Raw genomic sequence first — 19,520 nt, 5'->3', positions numbered from 1 at the left:
GAAGATTGATGAAGCCTGTGAAACATATCCGCGGAATCTCCGCGGCTTGCCTGTTGGCCGTCCCTCTGGTGCTCTCCGGTTGCAGCTTGTTCGGTTCGGAATCGGCTGCGGTGGACCCGCCTCCGGCTGAGGTAGAAGCGCAAATGCTGCAGGTCAGCGGCGAGAGCACGGCAGATACGGGAGTATTCGGACCTGTCTCCCAGGATGAAGAGAAGACAGCAGCGGAAGTGAAGGATGCAGGAACAGCCGCTGCGTCCGGGGAACGGACCACCGTGTACCTGGAGGATCAGAACGGCCTGCTGGCTCCGGTATCGCTGGCGCTTCCGCAAGCGGGAGACCAGGCGATGCTGAAGGATTCGCTTACAGCGCTGGTCAGCAAGGGGGACTATGCTGCGGCCCTGCCGGAAGGCTTCCAGGGCGTACTGCCCGCCGGAACAGAAGTGAAGGATGTGTCAATCGGCCAGGATCAGGTGGCCATTGTGGAGTTCAACTCGGCATTCACAGACTATGATCCTGCAGATGAACGCAAAATACTCGAAGCGCTCACCTGGACGCTGACCGGGCAGGACGACATCAAGGGCGTCCAGCTCTGGGTCGATGGCCGCAAGCTTACTGAAATGCCGCTGCAGGGCACTCCGCTGGACCGGCCGCTGACACGGACGATGGGCATTAATCTGTCCAAGCACAACGCGCTGATGATGAACTCCAGTGCGGTCACCGTGTATTTTGCCGCAGCCTCGCCGGATGGGAAGCATCAGTATTATGTTCCGGTTACGCGTTTTGTACCCGCAGGCGGGGATGCGGTGAAGGCTGCCCTCAGCGAGCTGATTGCCGGACCGCAGTCGGAGAACGGCCTGGAGATGGTCATGACGCAGGGAACGGTGGTGGATTCCGTCAAGGCCGGGCAGAACGGCGTAGTTACTGTATCACTGAAGGATGACATGTTCGAAGGCAGCACAAGCATTCCCGAGGAGATGCTGGAATCGGTCGTGCTGACGGTGGCCCAGAATACAGAGGATTCGCTGGTGCAGATCCGCCTGAACGGCAAAGAGACGGTCAAGGGCACCAACAACATCGATTACGGTCAGCCGGTCTCGGCACCGGAGTATGTGAACGAGCTGCCGCTGTAGAGGGGAAGAATCATTCGCCCCTGGGTTTAAAAAGATGCTTTATTGCCTACTCTTTGATAGAATAAAGTATTATTTATCCGAATAGCGTGTCAGGAGCTGCGGTGCCGTTCTCTTCTTTACTTGGAGGGCGGCACCCGCTTCTGCGTATACCCGCGCTATACAATGTAGGAGGCAGACAAGATGAGATCAAACGGACGCAACGAAGACCAGCTTCGGCCGCTGACGATAACCACACAGACCAACAAATATGCAGAGGGCTCCGTCCTTATTGAGATGGGAGATACCAAGGTCATCTGCACAGCAACTGTGGAGGAGAAGGTGCCGCCGTTCCTGAAAGGACAGGGCAAAGGCTGGGTCACCGCCGAATATTCAATGCTGCCCCGGGCGACCCAGACCCGCAACCAGCGGGAAGCGGCGCGCGGCAAGCTGACCGGCCGGACCATGGAGATCCAGCGTCTGATCGGACGGGCTCTGCGTTCGGTCGTGAATCTGCAGGCGCTCGGTGAGCGCAGCATTACGCTGGACTGTGACGTCATCCAGGCGGACGGCGGGACGCGGACGGCTTCGATTACAGGCGCTTTTGTCGCCATGGCCTTTGCGATGAACAAGCTGGCACTCCAGAATAAGCTGACTGTGTTCCCGATTACAGACTATCTTGCAGCGATTAGTGTGGGTGTCGTCGGGGACAAGACACTGCTTGATCTCAATTATGAAGAGGATTCCAAGGCGAAGGTCGATATGAACGTGGTTATGACAGGCAACGGAGCGCTGGTGGAGCTGCAGGGAACCGGAGAGGAACGTCCGTTCACCCGCCAGGAGCTGGACGAGCTGCTGGGTCTCGGCGAGAAAGGGATTCATGAGCTGATCGCAGTACAGAAGGAAGTTCTCGGACCCATTGCGCTCAAAATCCCTTCCGGCCTAACCGGCCAGGAGGTGTAGGATGAAGTCCGGCAGCGGTATTCTGATTGTTGCGACGAAGAACAAAGGGAAGGTGCGGGAATTTCAGCATGCTTTTGCTCCGCTGGGGCTAACAGTTAAGAGCATGTTCGACTACCCCGGGCTCCCGGATGTGGTTGAGGACGGAGCCACCTTTGCCGAGAATGCCTTCAAAAAATCCCGTGCTGTAGGCGACGCCCTCGGACTGCCGGTGCTTGCCGATGATTCCGGCCTGTGCGTGGAGGCGCTGGACGGAAGGCCGGGGGTGTATTCGGCCCGCTATGCCGGGGAGGCTGCGGATGATGAAGCGAATAACCTGAAGCTGCTCAGCGAGCTGGAGCGGCTGAAGCAGGGTGAGGATACGGACCAGCCGCTGCTGAGTCCCGCCCGCTTCGTCTGTGCCCTGTCGCTGTATGACCCGGACGACGGCCGCGAGTGGACGGCGGAGGGGACGGTTGAAGGCTGGATTACCTCGGAGCCTGCGGGCGGGGCCGGCTTCGGTTATGACCCGCTGTTCTATCTCCCGGAGTATGAGAAGACGATGGCCGAGCTGACACTGGAGGAGAAGCAGATGATCAGCCACCGTGGAGCGGCGCTCCGCCTGCTGACCGAGAAGCTGGCAGCTGCACAGGGTGGAGACGCCTAGTTGCATAGGGGATATAGAACCAGAGGATGCCTGAATTTGCGGCATCCTCTTTTTTTTGCATTGTGAAGGGGCTTTCAGGGGGATATCACATTACATTATGACTGCACAAGATAATATTATCCCCTGATTATGGAAATCTCCCCCTAGTAAATCCGCAGCCTTTGTATGAGAATTAGAGTTGACTTCACCCCTTCGCACCATCCGCATCCATCCACTAATGAATACCTTCCGCAAGTTTTGCATGACACAGGCGGCTTAACAGAATTCTGCAAAACTTACTGCACCAGCACTGGCATCAGCACAAGTTATCCATCCATAAGCAACTGCAGGTTATATATTCGAAACAGGTTTGCAGCGGGGCAATAGTCTGTCCGTGTGCCGTTTGCGCTGCGTTATTGGTTTGTTGTCATTCTATTATCAAGTCTTTGTCAATTTCATAGTTTCACAGGGTGGGGTCAATCCGGTCCGGGAGGTGAGCGCTTCATCCCCATGAGGGGGCAACGGCAGAGCACATGCGCAAGAAGCAGATTTGCAGGTTACGCATAGAACCGGGGAGGTAATATACGAATGGCTTTTATGACAAGCAAATTCCGTAAATCCTTTGTGCTTGGCTTGGCGGCGGTCCTGATCCTTACACTGATATCGGCGGTTGGTCCAAACGGCAAGACGGCTAATGCAGCAGGCGATTACAAGATTGTCGGTTATTATGCCTCATGGGCCGCTTACGGGCGGGCTTATAATGTATCGGATATCGATACCAGCAAAATGAATGTCATCAACTACGCCTTCGCCGATATTTGCTGGAACGGCATCCACGGCAACCCGGACCCGACCGGGCCGAATCCGGTCACCTGGTCCTGCCAGAATGAGCAGGGACAGGCGATCAGCGTTCCGAACGGCACCGTTGTGCTGGGCGATCCGTGGATCGATGCCCAGAAAAGCTTCGGGGATGACAAGTGGGATGATCCCATCAAGGGGAATCTGAAGCAGCTCTGGAAGCTGAAGGAGAAGAATCCGAATCTGAAGACGATGATCTCCGTCGGAGGCTGGACCTGGTCGAACCGCTTCTCGGATGTGGCTGCGACCGCAGCAACCCGCGAGGTGTTCGCGAATTCCTCCGTGGATTTCATCCGCAAATATAAGATGGACGGCGTCGATCTGGACTGGGAGTATCCGGTCAGCGGAGGACTTGCAGGCAACAGCTACCGCCCTGAGGATAAGCAGAACTATGTCCTGCTGCTCCAGAAGATCCGCGAGAAGCTGAACGCAGCCGGTGCAGCCGATGGCAGAACGTATCTGCTGACCATCGCCTCCGGTGCAGGCCCTACCTACATCCAGAATAATAATCTTAGCGGAATCGCGTCCGTGGTGGACTGGATCAACATTATGACCTATGACTTCAACGGCAGCTGGAATCCTACTACCGGCCACAATGCGCCGCTGTATTATGACCCGGCCGCTGCTTCATCCGGGCTGACCGAGCCGGCGAATTATAATGTCGACAAAGCGGTCACCAGCTATCTCAGTGCAGGTGTACCGGCAAGCAAGCTGGTACTGGGAATGCCGTTCTACGGCCGGGGCTGGGGAGGTGCGCCCGCTGCGGGTAACGGACAGTATCAGGTGTCCGCCGGCATCTCCCAGACCGGAACCTGGGAGAAGGGCAACTATGACTTCAGTGATCTGGAAGCCAATTACATTAATAAGAACGGCTACACCCGCTACTGGAACAACACGTCCAAAGTGCCTTACCTCTATAATGCTTCCAATCAGACCTTTATCAGCTATGACGATGCCGAATCCATCGGCCACAAGGCCAGCTATCTTAAGAGCAAGGGCCTGGCCGGGGCTATGTTCTGGGAGACCAGCGGCGACCGCAACAAAACTCTGCAGACCAAGCTCAGCGCCGAGCTGAGCGGCGGAGTGGTAACGCCGACACCGACACCGGTGCCGAGCGCGACAGCCACGCCAACACCAACGGTGAAGCCGTCGGCCACACCGGGTACGACAGCCACACCGACTCCGACGGTGAAACCATCGGCCACACCAACCGCTACTGCGACGCCGACCGCGACACCGGGGCAATGCACGGTTGGCGCGTGGAGTTCAACTGCGGTTTATACACAAGGCCAGCAGGTCTCCTACGGCGGGCTAATCTATCAGGCCCAGTGGTGGACGCAAGGGGACCGGCCGGATCTCAGCGGCGCCTTCGGGGTATGGCGGGTCACCGGCACCTGCGGCAATGCAACACCGCAGCCGACCGTAACCCCTTCCCCGACTGCATCGCCGACAGTGCAGCCTACGAATACACCAGCGGTAACGCCAGCTCCGTCCGCTACACCTGGCGCAGCCGCCTGGACAGCGGGAACCGCCTATAGCGCCGGCAATGTGGTCACTTACAGCGGCAAATCGTACACCTGCCTGCAGGCCCACACCGCGCTGGCCGGGTGGGAGCCTGCGGTCACCCCTGCACTCTGGAAGCTGAATTAGAGCAGGCGACGTACAGCAGTCTGCGGCAAGTAATCTTTAAGTCACTCCATTACACTGAAGCGGTGCCTTCCCGGGGAAGGCGCCGTTTTGACGTGTCTTGTTTCACAGAATGAGGAGACTTTCCGCTTCGCCGGGAGCTGTTTGTGGTTAAATATAGATATCTGGTCCACAGTTGACCCTGTTTCACTCTGCAGAAATATCACGGCTTGAATAAGCGGCCTCCTGCTGAAATATAATGTAGAGGCGGGCAGTTGCTTCCCGAAAATATTTATGAAACGTGAAGCCGAATATTTCGTTATAGTAGTATATAGCGGAAGGTGGTGGGTTCACCGATGAGTATGTGGGTATTATGGTTAATTGCCGCTGGCGTCTTGTTTGTTGTAGAGATGTTTACGTTTACATTCTATTTGTTATGGCTTAGCCTGGGAGCCCTGGCAGCCGGAGTGGTCGCGCTTGTGCTTCCGGATGCATGGCTGCTCCAGGTCATAGCGGGTTCGCTGTTAGCCCTGGTCCTGACGTTCTTCACCAAGCCTCTGTCGGAGCGTCTGCGCCATTCACGGGGCTTCAAGGATACCGGGACCGAGATTATCGGGCGGCAGGGTCTGGTGACCGAACCGATTGAGCCTGGCCGTTACGGGCAGGTCAAGGTAGGCGGCGATACATGGAGTGCAACCTCTACAGTGGCGCTTGGCAAGGGTCAGCAAGTAATTGTGGTAAGAAGAGGCACAACTATTATTGAAGTAGAACGATGGGGGGATATGTACTAATGGAATTGGTGATTATCGGAATTATTATTGTCGTCGTCGTAGTATTTATCGCAATGACGATCAAGATTGTCCCGCAGCAAAGAGTAGGCGTTGTGGAGCGTCTGGGTAAATTCAACCGTCTGCTCACACCAGGTCTGAACATTCTGATTCCGGTAATTGATCAGATCCGGGTCTATCATGACCTGCGGATTCAACAGGCGAATGTACCGCCGCAGACCGTAATTACGAAGGATAACGTGCAGGTTCAGATCGACACGATTATCTTCTATCAGGTCGTTGGCCCGGAAGAAGCAACATATGGCATCTCCGATTATGTGTATGGGGTGCGGAATATCTCCACAGCCACCATGCGTCAGATTATCGGTAAGCTGGAGCTGGATGAGACCTTGTCCGGCCGTGAAAAGATCTCTTCCGACATCCGTCTCGCTCTGGATGAAGCGACGGAGAAATGGGGCGTGCGTATTGAGCGCGTTGAAGTCATCGACATCAAGCCGCCGCTCGATATCCAGGAAGCCATGGACAAACAGATGAAGGCCGAGCGCAGCAAGCGTGCGATTGTCCTGGAGGCGGAAGCCGCCAAGCAGGATATGATCCTGCGTGCAGAAGGGGATAAGCAGAGTAAGATCCTGAAGGCTGAAGGGGATAAGGAAGCGCGTATCCGTCAGGCGGAAGGTCAGCGTCAGGCACAGGAGCTGGAGGCGCTGGGGCAGGCCAAGGCGATCGAGGCGGTTGCAGAAGCCGAGAAGAGCCGGATTGCCATGATTGCCTCTGCCGGATTGGATGAGCGGGTGCTGGCATACCAGTCCTTTGAAGCCTTGACCGATATCTCCAAGGGACCTGCGAACAAGGTATTCCTGCCGACCAGTGCGGTTGAGACGCTGGGCAGTCTGGGAGCGATATCCGAAGTGTTCAAGGCCGGCAAGGACGGCAAGTAAGGAGACGGCAATTTACAATTGCTGCTTTATCCGTTAGAGTTAATAGCACAATCATGACAAGGCTTAGAAGGCAATCGCTGCCTCTTAAGCCTTTGCTTATGTAGACTGTTTTGCCGCCGTGCAGAACCTGAAGGAGAAGATACCGTGACGCAAAAAGAAATTTCCCCGCTCGTAGACATGCTGGGGCTGCAGCCTCATGTGGAAGGCGGATGGTACAAGAGGCTGTGGAACGCTCCCTTTGAGATTCCGCAGGAGACTCTGGGCGCAGCCTATTCGGGGCCGCGGGCCTCAGCTTCGTCGATTTATTTCCTGCTCCATGCAGACGAGACCTCAGATTGGCACACGGTTGTGTCGTCCGAAATCTGGCTGTATCATTCCGGAAGCCCGATTGTGCTCAGCCTGGGAGGCAGCGGTGCCGAACCGGAGAATGTCACTGAGGTGATCCTGGGTCTGGATATTGCTGCAGGCCAGCAGCCGCAGGTGGTCATTCCTCCCGGCGTATGGCAGGCGGCCCGCCCGCTCGGTGAAGAACCGGCGCTGGTCTCCTGCATCGTATCGCCGGAGTTCCACTTCGACGATTTCAAGCTGATTGACAAGAAATAAGCGGTGGAGATGGAGTGGAGCCTGAAGAGGGGCTGTACTCCATTTTTGATGTGCAATCTGGTATATGGATTCTGCATTTGGCTGATTATACATACGGTAATAAGGTTAAGGAAGCATGTGATGAACTCAACACAATAAGGCTTGGAGGGCAAACATATGATGAGTCAATGGAACGCACCATTTACAGGCGGCCCAACCTTGAACGACGGCGTGACGATGCCGTGGCTGGGGCTGGGGGTCTGGCAGGCCAAGGACGGCGATGAGGTGATCTCGGCCGTGAAGTCGGCAGTGGAGACCGGATACCGCAGCATTGATACGGCCGCCGGCTACAACAATGAAGAGGGCGTGGGACAAGCCATCCGTGAATGCGGAGTACCCCGGGAAGAGCTGTTCATTACCACGAAGGTCCGCAATCCGGATCAGGGCTATGAGTCCACCTTGAAGGCTTTTGAATTAAGCCGCAAGAAGCTGGGTCTGGAGCAGGTCGATCTGTACCTGATTCACTGGCCGGTGGCCGGCAAATATAAAGAAACCTGGAGAGCGCTGATCCATCTGCAAAAGGAAGGCCTGGTCAAATCGATCGGCGTCAGCAACTTTCAGATTCATCATCTGCAGGATATCATTGAGGATAGCGGTGTAGTGCCGGTAGTGGACCAGGTGGAATTTCACCCGCTGCTGACCCAGCGCGAGCTGCTGAAATACACGCAGGAGCACGACATCCAGCTCGAAGCCTGGAGCCCGCTGATGCAGGGTAATCTAGATCTGCCGCTGCTGAAGGAGCTGGCGGAGCGGTATGGCAAGACGCCAGCGCAGATTGTCCTGCGCTGGGATCTGCAGCAGGGCGTCATTACGATTCCGAAGTCGGTCCATAAGGAGCGGATCATCGAGAACGCCGGATTCTTCGACTTCACGTTAAGTGACGAGGACGTCAAGGCCATTGAGAATCTGAACCAGAACCGCCGCTTCGGCCCGGACCCGGATAATTTCAACTTCTGAGCTGGTTTTATATGCCTTGAATACAAAGAGCGGTCTCCTTAAGGGGGCTGCTTTTTGCATTTGGCGGCAGCATACTATTTTTCATTAACACTTCTAATTTTAAATTTTTATGTTATAATCGTAATAATTACGATTAATTAAGTGGAGTTGAATGCCATAATACGAACTTTGTTGCAACGCTTATTGCAGCTCATTCCAGTGCTGCTGGGCATCTCAGTCATAACCTTCGCGCTGATGCACTTAACCCCGGGTGATCCTGCAGAGATTATGCTGCGTGCTGACGGTATTAAGCCTACATATGAAGCCATTGAGGCGACCAGACAGGCCCTTGGTTTGGATGGTCCTGTATATATGCAGTATTTGCATTGGTTGAACCGGGTGCTCCATCTCGATCTGGGTATCTCTTACAGCAGCAACCGTCCCGTATTCACAGAGCTGATGAGCCGTTTCCCGGCTACTGCGCTGTTAGGCGGCTGTTCTCTGTTGGCCGCTATTCTTATAGCCTTGCCTCTGGGTGTAGGCTCTGCTCTGTATCCGGGGAGATGGTTGGACCGGCTGGGCAGGGGATGTGCACTGCTTAGCGTGTCAATGCCAGGCTACTGGCTGGGTCTGCTCCTGATTTATTATGGTTCAGTGAAGATGGGATTGTTTCCTGTAACGGGAATGGATGGGATCTCCAGTGTGATTCTGCCTGCATTCACACTCGGATTTGGTATGGCGGGGGTGTATATCCGTCTGATTCGTTCCAGTCTGCTGGAGGTTCTGGGTACGCTCTACATCAGAGCGGCAAGGGCCAAGGGACTGCAGGAATGGAGAATCATTACCATACATGCGCTTCGCAATGCACTTCTTCCGAGTCTTACCCTCCTTGGGGTGAACATAGCAGGGCTGCTCGGCGGTTCTGTGATCGTAGAGACGATATTTTCCTGGCCGGGAATCGGGAAGTATGTGATTGAGGCGATTTTTGCCAAAGACTATATTGTCATTCAAGGTTATGTATTAGGGATGGCTGTTGTCGTTGTCCTGGTGAATCTGGCAGCAGATTCGCTGCAGCTGATGCTGGACCCGCGAATCAGGCTGCGCTAAAGCTGTAATAAGGAGCAAAGGTTTATGTTTCGAATTAGCTTATTCAAAAATAACGGAGCGAGGCTGGGGGCGGGGATTATCCTTGTATTCATTGGCGCGGGACTCCTTGCCCCATGGCTCGCCCCCTCCGACCCGCTGCAGATTCACCTGGAGCATAAGCTGAGCTCGCCTTCCTGGCACTATCCGCTTGGTACGGACCATCTGGGACGCTGTGTCCTGTCCCGCTTAATCTATGGGACAAGAACTACCTTGTACTATTCGTTTGTCATCTTGACTGTTGTTTTTGCCATTAGCATCCCTGTAGGCTTGCTGGCTGGTTACGCCGGCGGCAAAATTGATCACCTGATTATGCGGATCATCGACATCCTGCTTGCTTTTCCCAGCTTAATTCTATCGCTCGCGATCACAGCCATGTTGGGCCCCAGTATGAAGAATCTGCTGATCGCATTTGCAGCCGTCTGGTGGACGGGATATGCCCGAGTGATCCGCAGTGTGGTGCTTCAGATCAAGGAAGGCGGATATATTGCCGCTGCCAAAGCGTCGGGCACTACGCATCTGCAAATTGTGCTGAGGCATATCCTGCCGCTTGCAGCCCACCCGATTCTCGTCCTGGCGTCTATGGAGGTGGGGACGATAATGCTCTCGATTGCGGGGTTGTCCTTTCTTGGTCTGGGCGCCCAGCCGCCTATACCGGAATGGGGAGTGATGCTGAACGACAGCCGTGCTTATATTCAGACGGAGCCGCGTCTGATGCTCTTCCCTGGAGCGGCAATCCTGCTGGCAGTACTGGGCTTCAATCTCTTAGGAGAAGGCTTGCGCCGGTCGGCGCATAATTACGATACTCTCGGGAGGTGAACATCCGGTACATGAACAATGAATCTACACTGCTGAAGGTCAGTCATTTGTACACCAGCTTCCATACGGGAAGTCAGCAGGTCAGGGCTGTAGAGGATGTCAGTCTCGAAGTGAGATCCGGGCAGATTGTTGCTCTGGTCGGCGAGAGCGGAAGCGGTAAAAGTGTTACGGCGATGTCTATTCTGGGATTAGTGGATCCTCCAGGCGTCATTGACAGCGGAGAGATATGGCTTCGCGGCAACAATCTCCGGGAGTGCTCTCCCCGGCAGCTAAGGAAGCTCCGGGGGAGCGAAATGTCAGTTATTTTTCAAGATCCCGTGAACGCATTGAATCCTGTGCTCCCGATTGGAAGGCAGATTATGGAGACGATTACCTTGCACCGGCAAGTCACTGGACAAGCAGCCAAGCAGCTGGCCATGGAGCAGATGCAGCAAGCAGGTCTTAGCGATCCTGTACAGCTATTCACTAAATATCCGTTTCAAATTAGCGGCGGGATGTGCCAACGGGTCATGATTGCTATCGCACTGGCTTCCGGAGCGGGCTTGCTAATTGCAGATGAACCCACAACGGCGCTGGATGTAACCATTCAAGCACAGATTCTCAAGGAGCTGGACCGGATCAGACAGGCGAATCATATGGGGATCCTGCTCATTACGCATGATCTCGGCGTGGTCGCTGAGCTTGCAGACTATGTCTATGTAATGAAATCGGGCAGGATTGTGGAATCAGGAGACGTCTTTGACATCTTTTCGAGACCCGTGCATCCCTACACTAAATACTTAATGGATTGCAGATAACAACCATAATATTACATGACTTGCTGGGAGTGTGGTGATTGGTGAAGCTGCTGGAGGCGGTAGGCCTGAACAAACAATATAGCATGAAAAGGGGGTGGTTCACACCTGAAGCCAGGAGTGTACAAGCGGTGAATGATGTGTCCCTCAGTCTGGAGAGCGGAGAAACCCTGGGACTGGTGGGTGAGAGCGGCTGCGGGAAGAGCACCTTGGCCAGACTCTTGCTGGGACTGGAGAAGCCGACCTCTGGAAGGGTACTGTACCGGAGTGTGGATTATACAGACTGGAGCTTCAGCGAGATGCGTAAGCTCCGCAGCAGGATGCAGATGGTGTTCCAGAACAGCCTGGCTTCCTTCAATCCCTTGTTTACCGTAGAGCAAATTATCGGAGAGCCTCTTCGGAACTACGGGGAGCGGAAGGCCGGTGCACGCCGGGGAAGGGTAGCTGACACGCTAGAGCTTGTAGGACTTGAGCGGAAGTACATTCACAGTTATCCGCATGAACTCAGCGGCGGCCAGCAGCAGAGGGTCGGAATTGCCAGAGCCATCGCCCTGCGCCCGGAGCTGATTATCTGTGATGAACCGTTCTCAAGTCTCGATGTCACTCTGCGGAAGCAAATGATGGATCTGCTGCAGGCATTGAAGCGGGAGCTGGGATTATCCTACGTGTTCATTACACATGACTTGTCCGTAGTCAACCGTTTTTGCGACAGCGTAGCTGTGATGGTTCAAGGGGGGATTGTGGAGAAGCAAACAGGTGCGCATATCATGCAGCAGGCAGACCACCCGTATACAAGAAGATTGCTCTCCTCGGTACCGGTGCAAGACCCCCGCTTAAGGAGAAAAGACAGAGAAAAGGAGTACAGAGGATGAGAACCCGCTCAAAGTTAAAAAGTGTATTAGCAACACCGCTATTCTTCATGCTTCTCGTAATCATTATGGGAGTGTCAGGTTGTAGTAATTCTGATAGAGCAGCCCAAACCTCTGAATCCGGGGGCAAGGCGATTACTGTCGCCATATCGGCTGATGCCGGCCTCGACCGGCTGGATGCCGGGGCCTATGACGGCTCGATGAATGTGCATGCGATGATATACGACGGATTAGTAGAGTACGGCGAGAAGGGTGAGATTGTGCCTTCGCTTGCGGAGTCATGGGACATCTCAGAGGACGGAAAGGTCTATACCTTCCATCTTCGTCAGGGCGTCAAGTTCTCAGACGGTACGGAATTTAATGCGGAGGCGGTCAAGTTCTCCTTCGAACGCTGGATTAAGGACCCGTCCAACTCGCTGAATGTAGCTACCGCTATGGAATCTCTTGATGTTGTGGACGAGCATACCATTACTATGACATTCAACAAAGCGTATTATCCTTTCCTGACCGAGCTGTCCTTTGCCAGACCGGTACGGATTATCAGCCCTACCGCAGTGGAGCCGGCAGGTGATATTAACGGTACTTTTGTCAAAGCGATTGGAACCGGTGCCTGGATGGCAGAGAGCTATAAGACCGATCAGGAGGCGGTGCTGGTCAGCAATCCTAATTATTGGGGAGAGAAGCCGAAGCTGTCCAAAATCATTATGAAGGTAATTCCTGATCCGCAGTCCAGAATACTGGCGCTGCAAAGCGGGGATGTGGACATTGCCGGAGGACAAATGGGAAAAATCCCGGTTGAAAGTGTACCCTTAATCGAAGCGGATGCCGCACTAAGCCTGCAAAAGACACCGGGAACGAGCTCACATTTCATGATTTTCAACTATAATACGCCTGCTCTGCAAGACTTGAATGTCCGCAAAGCGATTAATCTCGCGATGAACAAAAAAAGCATTGTAGACGATCTTATGAACGGCATCGGACAGGAGGCCAAAGGCTTGTTCCCGCTGACCATTCCCTATGTCACAGAGTCGAATAACACATGGTACGGCTTCGATCCGGAGGAAGCCAAGCAACTGCTGGCAGCTGCCGGCTATAAGGATTCGGATGGAGATGGAATTGCTGATAAGGACGGAATGCCGCTTGAGTTCAATCTTGTGCTTCAGCAAGCCGAATATCCGGAATGGAAGACCATCAGTGAACTGATTCAGTCCGAGCTCAAAGAGATTGGCATTGCTGTCAATCTTCAGGTGCTTGAGCCAAATGCCTATTATGATGCCTTATGGACGAGCAAAGCTTATGATCTTATCCTGTATCGGACCTATGATGATGCCTATAATCCTCATTCGTTCTTGTTGTCCCTGTTCCACCGGACAGCTGAAGCACCCGCTGTGGTATGGTCGGATGCGGAGCTGGAAGCTCAGATTGATACCGCAGTCGGAGCCATGGATCTTCAGGAACGTCAGAGTGCCTATGATTCCTTATTCTTAAGAATGTATCAGGAAGCGATGTTTGCAGCTGTATATTTCCCTGATGACATATTGGCTGTAAATCATAGAGTGACCGGATTCAAGCCGGGATACACCACGTTCACGCCTATTCTTTGGAACCAGCTGGATGTGGGTAGTAATGATTAAGGTAATGTACTTGCCACGAAGGAGTGAATGGGATTGAGTATACAACAAGAGGTAGAACAGTATTGGGAAGGCGAAGCAGAGCTGTACAGTGAAGGCATTCAAAAGGAACTGAACGGCTTCCAGCGGGAGGCGTGGCTGAAGCTGATCCTTGAGCATGCTCCGCAGAAGGAGAGCCTGCATGTTCTGGATATTGGCTGTGGTCCAGGCTTCTTCTCCGTCATTCTCTCAAGCGCCGGGCATTTAGTTACGGCAATTGATTGCACAGACAATATGCTGGAAGAGGCGCGTATCCATTCCAGCCGGGAAGGGGTCAACGTTACGTTCCGCAAGATGGACTCGCACAAGCTGGATTTTGCTGCCGGGAGCTTTGATCTAATTGTCTGCCGCAATGTCACATGGAGTCTTGCCGATCCTCAGGCAGCCTATAAGGAATGGGGAAGAGTACTTAAGCCGGGGGGACGGCTGCTGGTGTTCGATGCCAACTGGAACCGTCATCTATGGGATGAAGAGATGGCGCGGAAGCATAGGGAGGATCAGCAGGCTTATATGGATAAGGGCTATGGTGAGCTTCCGCATCATAAGGACGTTGAAGAGACTGACCGTCTGAGCCTTGCCCTGCCGCTGACCAGAGAGTGGCGGCCGGAGTGGGATGTGCGGACACTCACAGAGCTTGGCTTCTCCTCTGTCTATACGGAAGAGAAGCTGAACGGTAAGGTGCTGGAGGAGAAACAGCAGGTCTTGTACCGGTCAACACCGATGTTCATGATTTGCGCTGAGAAATAAGGCTGGAAAAACAAAAACAGCGATTCTCTAAAAGGAGAGCCGCTGTTTTTTGCTTGCGTGATGTGGTGCATCAGCCGATCGACACATTGTATGTTTTTAGCCACAGGTTGACCTGGGCCAGATAGGCGAATAATTGCGGGCCGGACATCAGCTGGCCGAACCACGGCAGGTTGGAGGAGGACTCTGGCGATGCGGCGATTTCCCGGATTTTGGCCGGATCAATCAGCGGCAGAATGGGGGAGGACGGATCATCCAGAATGCTCAGCATCTGCGAACGCACCATGTTCAGATAAGCGGGATTATGCGTTTTGGGGTACGGGCTTTTTTTGCGGTAGAGCACATCGTCAGGCAGTACACCCTCCAGCGCTTTGCGCAGAATCCCTTTCTCCCGGTTGCCAACTGTTTTAATTTCCCAGGGAATGTTGAACACATATTGTACCAGCCGGTGGTCGCAATACGGCACGCGGACCTCCAGGCCCACCCCCATGCTCATCCGGTCCTTGCGGTCCAGCAGCGTCGGCATGAAGCGGGTAATGTTGAGATAAGACATCACGCGCATCTGGGCCTGTTTGCCGGTCTCGCCGTCCAGCTTGGGGACTTCAGCTACGGCATCGCTGTAACGGTCACCCAGATACTCCAGCGGACGTATCCACTCCCGGATCTCCGGCGACAGCAGCCCGGCGCGCATTTTGGGAGCTACTGACCAGGGAAAAGTGCCCGACGACAGCATCTCCTCACGGTGGAACCAGGGGTAGCCGCCGAAGATTTCGTCTGCCGCTTCGCCGGAGATGGCGACCGTAGCCTTCTTCTTGATCTCCTGGCAGAACAGATACAGCGATGAATCCACATCGGTCATCCCGGGCAGGTCGCGGGAGTAGAGAGCATTGTCGAGTGCAGCGACCAGCTCCGGGGTGTCAAAAGCAATAAAATGATGGTTCGTCTTGAGCTCGTCGATCATCCGCTGAATCCAGGGGCCGTCGGCTCCGGGCTGGAAGGCATGGCTTTTGAAATGCTTATCGTTGTCGACATAGTCTACCGAGAAGGTATCGATGCGGCCCTGGCCGGTCCGGTTGTAGTAATCCACGGCAAGGGCAGTCAAAGCACTGGAGTCCAGCCCGCCGGAGAGCAGCGAGCAGACGGGGACGTCCGAGACCAGCTGGCGCTCAAGTGTATCCTGAAGCAGCTCGCGCACCCGCGCCGCCGTCTCCTCCACATTATCCGTGTGCTGGACGCTCTCCAGCTCCCAATAGGCATAAGAACGGATGCCGCTGCGGCTATAAATCATGGCATGACCGGGACGAAGCTCGAATATATCTTGGTATACCCCCTGTCCCGGGGTGCGGGCCGGACCGATGATGAAAATTTCTGCCAGTCCTTCCGGTCCGACCTTCGGCTGAATCTTGGGATGCTGCAGCAGCGCCTTGGGCTCCGAGCCGAACACGAAGACATCGTCCACCTGGCTGTAGAACAACGGCTTCACACCCAGGCGGTCACGGGCCAGGAAGACCTGATCGCGCAGACTGTCCCAGACGGCAAAGGCGAAGATGCCATTGAGCTTCTCTGTGCAGTCCGGTCCCCATTCAATATAGGCATGGAGCAGCACCTCGGTATCGCATTCGGTGAGAAAATGGTGCCCGCGCTGCTTCAGCTCCTTTTTCAGCTCAGGGGCATTGTATAACTCGCCGTTGTAGACTATGGCGTACACCTTATCGTCATGGCGGGCAATCATCGGCTGTGCACCGTTCTCAGGGTCGATGACGCTGAGCCGGCGGTGTCCGAAGGCGATCGGGCCTGAAATCCAGGTTCCGGCTGCGTCCGGTCCGCGGTTCGCCAACGTTTCAGTCATTCTGACAAGCAGTTGCGAGTGCCCTGTAAGATCACCGCGCCACTGGACAAATCCGGTTATTCCGCACATGACTATTCATCCTCTCTTTTGTGCGATTGTTGTCTGTCCTTTCTTTTTTGCCAAGTAATTCAGATATATGCCGATTGAAGGCATAAAATGTATGTCCTTATCCGAACACTAGGGGAGAGGGAAATTTGCCAGGAGGGATGATGACAAGTGTATTACATTAAAGACGCCAAAATCCGCAGAATGACCGAATACGACGGTGCGCCCTGCGCAGAGGTTGGCGTACTGCCCGGAGCGGTAGGCGATCTTCCGCTGCTCGTGTATATTGTGGAGGACCGGCGCGAGGACGGCTACGAGATTGTCCGGATTCTGACGAATGATGCGGATACGTCCACCGACTGGTTCGACAACAATCTCCATGATGCCTTCAAGGATGTGACGGTCAGCGGCTTCACCGGCAGCCCGGTGATGAGCCCGGAGGATGAGCGTTCCAAGTTCCAGCGTGAGCTGCTGATCTTCGGCGACCTGAAGCGGCAGCTGGGCGAGCATTTCCGGCAGCTTCCCTAACGCGATTTCCCGGCGATCCTATCAGGGCTTGACCTATAGAAGGGAGGCTTTCCGTGCACGGGGGTCACGGAAAGCTTCTTGTTCTGGAAGAGTTTGGTCTTGAAAATTCTGCTGAATCAGTTATAATGAATAACGTTGCATTAATACATAGTGTTCATGTCCCGGTAGCTCAGCTGGATAGAGCATGCGCCTTCTAAGCGCACGGTCGGGGGTTCGAATCCCTTCCGGGACGTCACATCAGCAGCCTTCCATTGGAAGGCTGTTTTGATGTCTGGGGGAGGAGAACCCAGGCGCGCAGCGAACCCAGCACGAACCTCGCGGACTGTGATTCCGCTATTTCGGCGGATTACTGCCTGTGCGCAGATTATGCGGACACAGAATCCGTTAAGTAACTATTGATGCGCTGATTTCAGCTCCAAAGGGTGGGATAAGAGCCTCTGAGTCCGCCACGGGGAGAAAATCCGGCTTTTTCAGCGAATAAGGTCCTCTGAGTCCGCGTAACACCGCTGGTGACCATGCCTGTACTCTAAATGGCTGGCTATGGAGAACGCTCCAACGGCGGCGGACCTTACACGAACCTAGCGGACTGTGATTCCGCTATACAGTTACTTACATCCGCTCCGGCTTAGGCAGACCGAGTACATCCAGCGCCTCGCCCAGTGTATCGGTGAAGCAGCGGGTCAGCCAGAGGCGGAAGGCGATGCTTGCCGCTTCCCCTTTGAGGATCGGGCAGGCGGAGTAGAAGTTACTGAACAGCGAGGCCAAGCTATGGGCATAATTGCAGATTGTGTTCGGCGTCAGCTCCCGGCTGGCGGTATACAGGATCTCCTGCCACAGGCTGAGCTGGCGCAGCAGGGCCAGTTCAGCGGCTTCAAGCTGCGCCGGGAAGGGCGGCAGTCCGCTTGTCACACTGTCCGTGTCCTCGCCCGCACTGCCCGCCGCAACGCCCTTACTAATCACCCGGCTGGCCCGGGCGTAGGCGTACATCAGGTAGACGCCGGTATTGCCGGAGATTTCCATCGCCTGCTTGAAGTCGAACACAATCTCGGTACCCAGATTGAAGCGCAGCAGGTAGTAGCGGATGGCAGCGGTGGCGATGAGCCGGCTGGACAGCCCGTTTTTATCGGAACGGGTGGCTTCGATGGTATCCTCCATAAGCTGGACGAGATCGGCGACCTTAATGCCGATGCCCTGGCGCCCGGACATGGCGTAGGAGCTTTTGCCGCCGGAGGTGTCGATGCCGAGCTCAGCCGCCGATGCGGGACTAAGCGAGACTACGCCGTAGCTGACATGGTGCAGCGAGTCCGCTTGCTCACCGAACCCCAGTGCCTCCAGAGCCTGCTTGACCATCGCCTGAGGATACTCCTGCCGGTAATCGATGACATTGACCACCCGGTCGGCCTGTCCAAAAGGCAGTGCCTGTCCCGTCAAGCCGGTCGTCCACAGCCCGCTGGTGAATTCACTGTACTTGAAGTCCTTGTCCAGCAGTCCGAACTTCCACAGATGATAGGCAATATCCTTGGCCGTATAGGTTAAAATCCCGTTCGAGCGCACCAGCACCTTGTCCTTCTGATGCTCCTCCAGCCCATCCGGCGCTGTATTGTCTTCCGATTGCTTCAGAATCCAGCAGCCGGCCAGCTTACCTTCGGTCTCCTGCACGAACACCCCTGTCTGCGACAGCAGGCTGAAGGCGGCTGACCAGAAGCCCTCTCTCAGAATGCTGCTCTCCCATACCAGCAGGTCGTAGTCTATGCCGAAGCCGCGCATCTCCTCGATATGCTCTCTGACGATCTGGCCGGCAACCAGCGTGCCCATCCAGGCCGTGTTGCCGTTACCTTCCTCCAGCTCGTGAAGAATCTCAGTCCGCTTCTGGACCATCTCGGGATGCTGTGCATACGTCTTATTGATCTCGGCATAGATGTCCCAGCAATAATCACCGAACCGGACATGCCCGCCCGCCAGCGGAACATGCAGCAGACCGGCCACCGTATCGGCCAGCTGATTGCCGAGATCGTCCACGTAGTTGTGTACCTCAACGGTGTGGCCGGTGGCCCGCAGCATCCGCACCAGGGCATCGCCGATACAGGCATTTCTCAGATGGCCGACGTGCATACTTTTGTTCGGATTCACCGAGGTATGCTCAACTATCACCTTCAGGCCCGCACCTGGAGGCAGCGCAAAATCATCCTTGGCCTCCGCCCACGCCTGCCAGTTCAAGTACAGGTTAATGAATCCGGGCGCAGCTACGCTGATTGTCTGCACCAGCCCGTTCACGGAGCCGGACGCCTTCATCTCTGCGGCAATCTGCTCTGCGATGACAAGCGGGGACTTGCGCAGGGAACGGGCCAGCTGCATGGCGATATTGCTGGAATAATCGCCGTGATCAGCATTCGCAGGCTGCTCCAGCGCCACGGTTCCCAGAGGGAGACCAGCTGGGCCGGGGTCTGGGGAGACGGCGCGGACGGCCTGCTCCAGATGTTGTCTGATAAGCTCACTTAGTATTGGCATGTAACAGAACCTCCTGTGTATGGGTATGGATCAAATAACGACAAAAAAAAGCCTGCGTCTCCAAAGAGACGA

17 protein-coding genes, 1 tRNA gene and 1 other annotated feature (1 of these 19 running past the window's edge) are annotated in these 19,520 nt (G+C 54.9%); of the genes, 16 read left to right on the top strand and 2 right to left on the bottom strand.

Going from position 1 to position 19,520, the window contains the following annotated elements; all coding sequences use genetic code 11:
- Positions 1-8: 8 nt before the first annotated feature.
- The 14 genes from K1558_RS13960 (at position 9) to K1558_RS13890 (ending at position 14,521) form a co-directional block, all read left to right on the top strand.
- Entirely contained in the window at positions 9-1,130 is a 1,122-nt protein-coding gene (locus tag K1558_RS13960) for a GerMN domain-containing protein (RefSeq protein WP_238652194.1), read from the top strand.
- A 180-nt stretch (positions 1,131-1,310) separates the two neighbouring features.
- On the top strand, positions 1,311-2,069 hold the full coding sequence (rph, locus tag K1558_RS13955) for a ribonuclease PH (protein WP_238652193.1): 759 nt from the start codon (positions 1,311-1,313) through the stop codon (positions 2,067-2,069).
- A gap of 1 nt (position 2,070) precedes the next feature.
- Positions 2,071-2,712, top strand: coding sequence for an XTP/dITP diphosphatase (locus tag K1558_RS13950; protein ID WP_238652192.1), 642 nt, complete (start codon positions 2,071-2,073; stop codon positions 2,710-2,712).
- A gap of 567 nt (positions 2,713-3,279) precedes the next feature.
- Positions 3,280-5,199 carry a glycosyl hydrolase family 18 protein gene (locus K1558_RS32780; protein ID WP_274528567.1) on the top strand — a complete coding sequence of 640 codons (1,920 nt, stop codon included), beginning with the start codon at positions 3,280-3,282 and terminating at the stop codon, positions 5,197-5,199.
- Between the two features lie 332 nt (positions 5,200-5,531).
- Positions 5,532-5,966, top strand: a complete 435-nt coding sequence (locus K1558_RS13935) for an NfeD family protein (protein ID WP_238652191.1) — start codon at positions 5,532-5,534, stop codon at positions 5,964-5,966.
- Positions 5,966-6,901 carry an SPFH domain-containing protein gene (locus K1558_RS13930; protein ID WP_238652190.1) on the top strand — a complete coding sequence of 312 codons (936 nt, stop codon included), beginning with the start codon at positions 5,966-5,968 and terminating at the stop codon, positions 6,899-6,901. The genes K1558_RS13935 and K1558_RS13930 overlap by 1 nt, the downstream gene beginning before the upstream one ends.
- Before the next feature lie 144 nt (positions 6,902-7,045).
- Positions 7,046-7,504, top strand: a complete 459-nt coding sequence (locus K1558_RS13925; RefSeq protein ID WP_238652189.1) for a cupin domain-containing protein — start codon at positions 7,046-7,048, stop codon at positions 7,502-7,504.
- A gap of 159 nt (positions 7,505-7,663) precedes the next feature.
- The gene (locus K1558_RS13920) at positions 7,664-8,500 is read left to right on the top strand and encodes an aldo/keto reductase (protein WP_238652301.1); all 837 of its coding nucleotides are present in this window, start codon (positions 7,664-7,666) and stop codon (positions 8,498-8,500) included.
- A 171-nt stretch (positions 8,501-8,671) separates the two neighbouring features.
- Positions 8,672-9,586, top strand: a complete 915-nt coding sequence (nikB, locus tag K1558_RS13915) for a nickel ABC transporter permease (RefSeq protein ID WP_238652188.1) — start codon at positions 8,672-8,674, stop codon at positions 9,584-9,586.
- A 24-nt stretch (positions 9,587-9,610) separates the two neighbouring features.
- Complete coding sequence (nikC, locus tag K1558_RS13910) at positions 9,611-10,441, top strand: nickel transporter permease (RefSeq protein WP_238652187.1); 831 nt, start codon at positions 9,611-9,613, stop codon at positions 10,439-10,441.
- Positions 10,442-10,452: 11 nt separating this feature from the next.
- A complete protein-coding gene (locus K1558_RS13905; RefSeq protein ID WP_238652186.1) occupies positions 10,453-11,238 on the top strand; it encodes an ABC transporter ATP-binding protein in 786 nt (261 codons plus the stop codon).
- A 41-nt stretch (positions 11,239-11,279) separates the two neighbouring features.
- Positions 11,280-12,107 carry an ATP-binding cassette domain-containing protein gene (locus tag K1558_RS13900; protein WP_238652300.1) on the top strand — a complete coding sequence of 276 codons (828 nt, stop codon included), beginning with the start codon at positions 11,280-11,282 and terminating at the stop codon, positions 12,105-12,107.
- Positions 12,104-13,738, top strand: a complete 1,635-nt coding sequence (locus K1558_RS13895; protein ID WP_238652185.1) for a nickel ABC transporter substrate-binding protein — start codon at positions 12,104-12,106, stop codon at positions 13,736-13,738. The genes K1558_RS13900 and K1558_RS13895 overlap by 4 nt, the downstream gene beginning before the upstream one ends.
- A 33-nt stretch (positions 13,739-13,771) precedes the next feature.
- On the top strand, positions 13,772-14,521 hold the full coding sequence (locus K1558_RS13890) for a class I SAM-dependent methyltransferase (RefSeq protein ID WP_238652184.1): 750 nt from the start codon (positions 13,772-13,774) through the stop codon (positions 14,519-14,521).
- A 70-nt stretch (positions 14,522-14,591) separates the two neighbouring features.
- Here the strand turns inward: K1558_RS13890 and asnB are convergent, their stop codons facing one another.
- Positions 14,592-16,436 carry an asparagine synthase (glutamine-hydrolyzing) gene (gene asnB / locus K1558_RS13885; protein WP_238652183.1) on the bottom strand — a complete coding sequence of 615 codons (1,845 nt, stop codon included), beginning with the start codon at positions 16,434-16,436 and terminating at the stop codon, positions 14,592-14,594.
- A gap of 147 nt (positions 16,437-16,583) precedes the next feature.
- Between asnB and K1558_RS13880 the strand changes: the two genes are divergently transcribed.
- Entirely contained in the window at positions 16,584-16,940 is a 357-nt protein-coding gene (locus tag K1558_RS13880) for a hypothetical protein (RefSeq protein ID WP_238652182.1), read from the top strand.
- Positions 16,941-17,098: 158 nt separating this feature from the next.
- Positions 17,099-17,172 (top strand) — tRNA-Arg (locus tag K1558_RS13875).
- Between the two features lie 377 nt (positions 17,173-17,549).
- On the opposite strand, the gene K1558_RS13870 is transcribed toward K1558_RS13875, so the two are convergent.
- Positions 17,550-19,442: an arginine--tRNA ligase gene (locus K1558_RS13870; protein WP_420800436.1), complete on the bottom strand. Its 1,893-nt coding sequence runs from the start codon at positions 19,440-19,442 to the stop codon at positions 17,550-17,552.
- 67 nt (positions 19,443-19,509) lie between these two features.
- Positions 19,510-19,520 (bottom strand) — a binding site (T-box leader); it runs 209 nt beyond the window's last position.

The organism is Paenibacillus piscarius, from assembly GCF_022234545.1.
GTDB lineage: Bacteria > Bacillota > Bacilli > Paenibacillales > Paenibacillaceae > Paenibacillus_AQ > Paenibacillus_AQ piscarius.
This window is presented reverse-complemented; position numbering and strand designations above follow the sequence as displayed.

Coding starts and splice junctions, on each gene's coding strand:
- K1558_RS13930 (WP_238652190.1), top strand. CDS start 5,966: ATGGAATTGGTGATTATCGGAATTATTATTGTCGTCGTCGTAGTATTT.
- K1558_RS13950 (WP_238652192.1), top strand. CDS start 2,071: ATGAAGTCCGGCAGCGGTATTCTGATTGTTGCGACGAAGAACAAAGGG.
- K1558_RS13960 (WP_238652194.1), top strand. CDS start 9: ATGAAGCCTGTGAAACATATCCGCGGAATCTCCGCGGCTTGCCTGTTG.
- K1558_RS13905 (WP_238652186.1), top strand. CDS start 10,453: ATGAACAATGAATCTACACTGCTGAAGGTCAGTCATTTGTACACCAGC.
- K1558_RS13895 (WP_238652185.1), top strand. CDS start 12,104: ATGAGAACCCGCTCAAAGTTAAAAAGTGTATTAGCAACACCGCTATTC.
- rph (WP_238652193.1), top strand. CDS start 1,311: ATGAGATCAAACGGACGCAACGAAGACCAGCTTCGGCCGCTGACGATA.
- nikC (WP_238652187.1), top strand. CDS start 9,611: ATGTTTCGAATTAGCTTATTCAAAAATAACGGAGCGAGGCTGGGGGCG.
- asnB (WP_238652183.1), bottom strand. CDS start 16,436: ATGTGCGGAATAACCGGATTTGTCCAGTGGCGCGGTGATCTTACAGGG.
- K1558_RS13920 (WP_238652301.1), top strand. CDS start 7,664: ATGAGTCAATGGAACGCACCATTTACAGGCGGCCCAACCTTGAACGAC.
- K1558_RS32780 (WP_274528567.1), top strand. CDS start 3,280: ATGGCTTTTATGACAAGCAAATTCCGTAAATCCTTTGTGCTTGGCTTG.
- K1558_RS13935 (WP_238652191.1), top strand. CDS start 5,532: ATGAGTATGTGGGTATTATGGTTAATTGCCGCTGGCGTCTTGTTTGTT.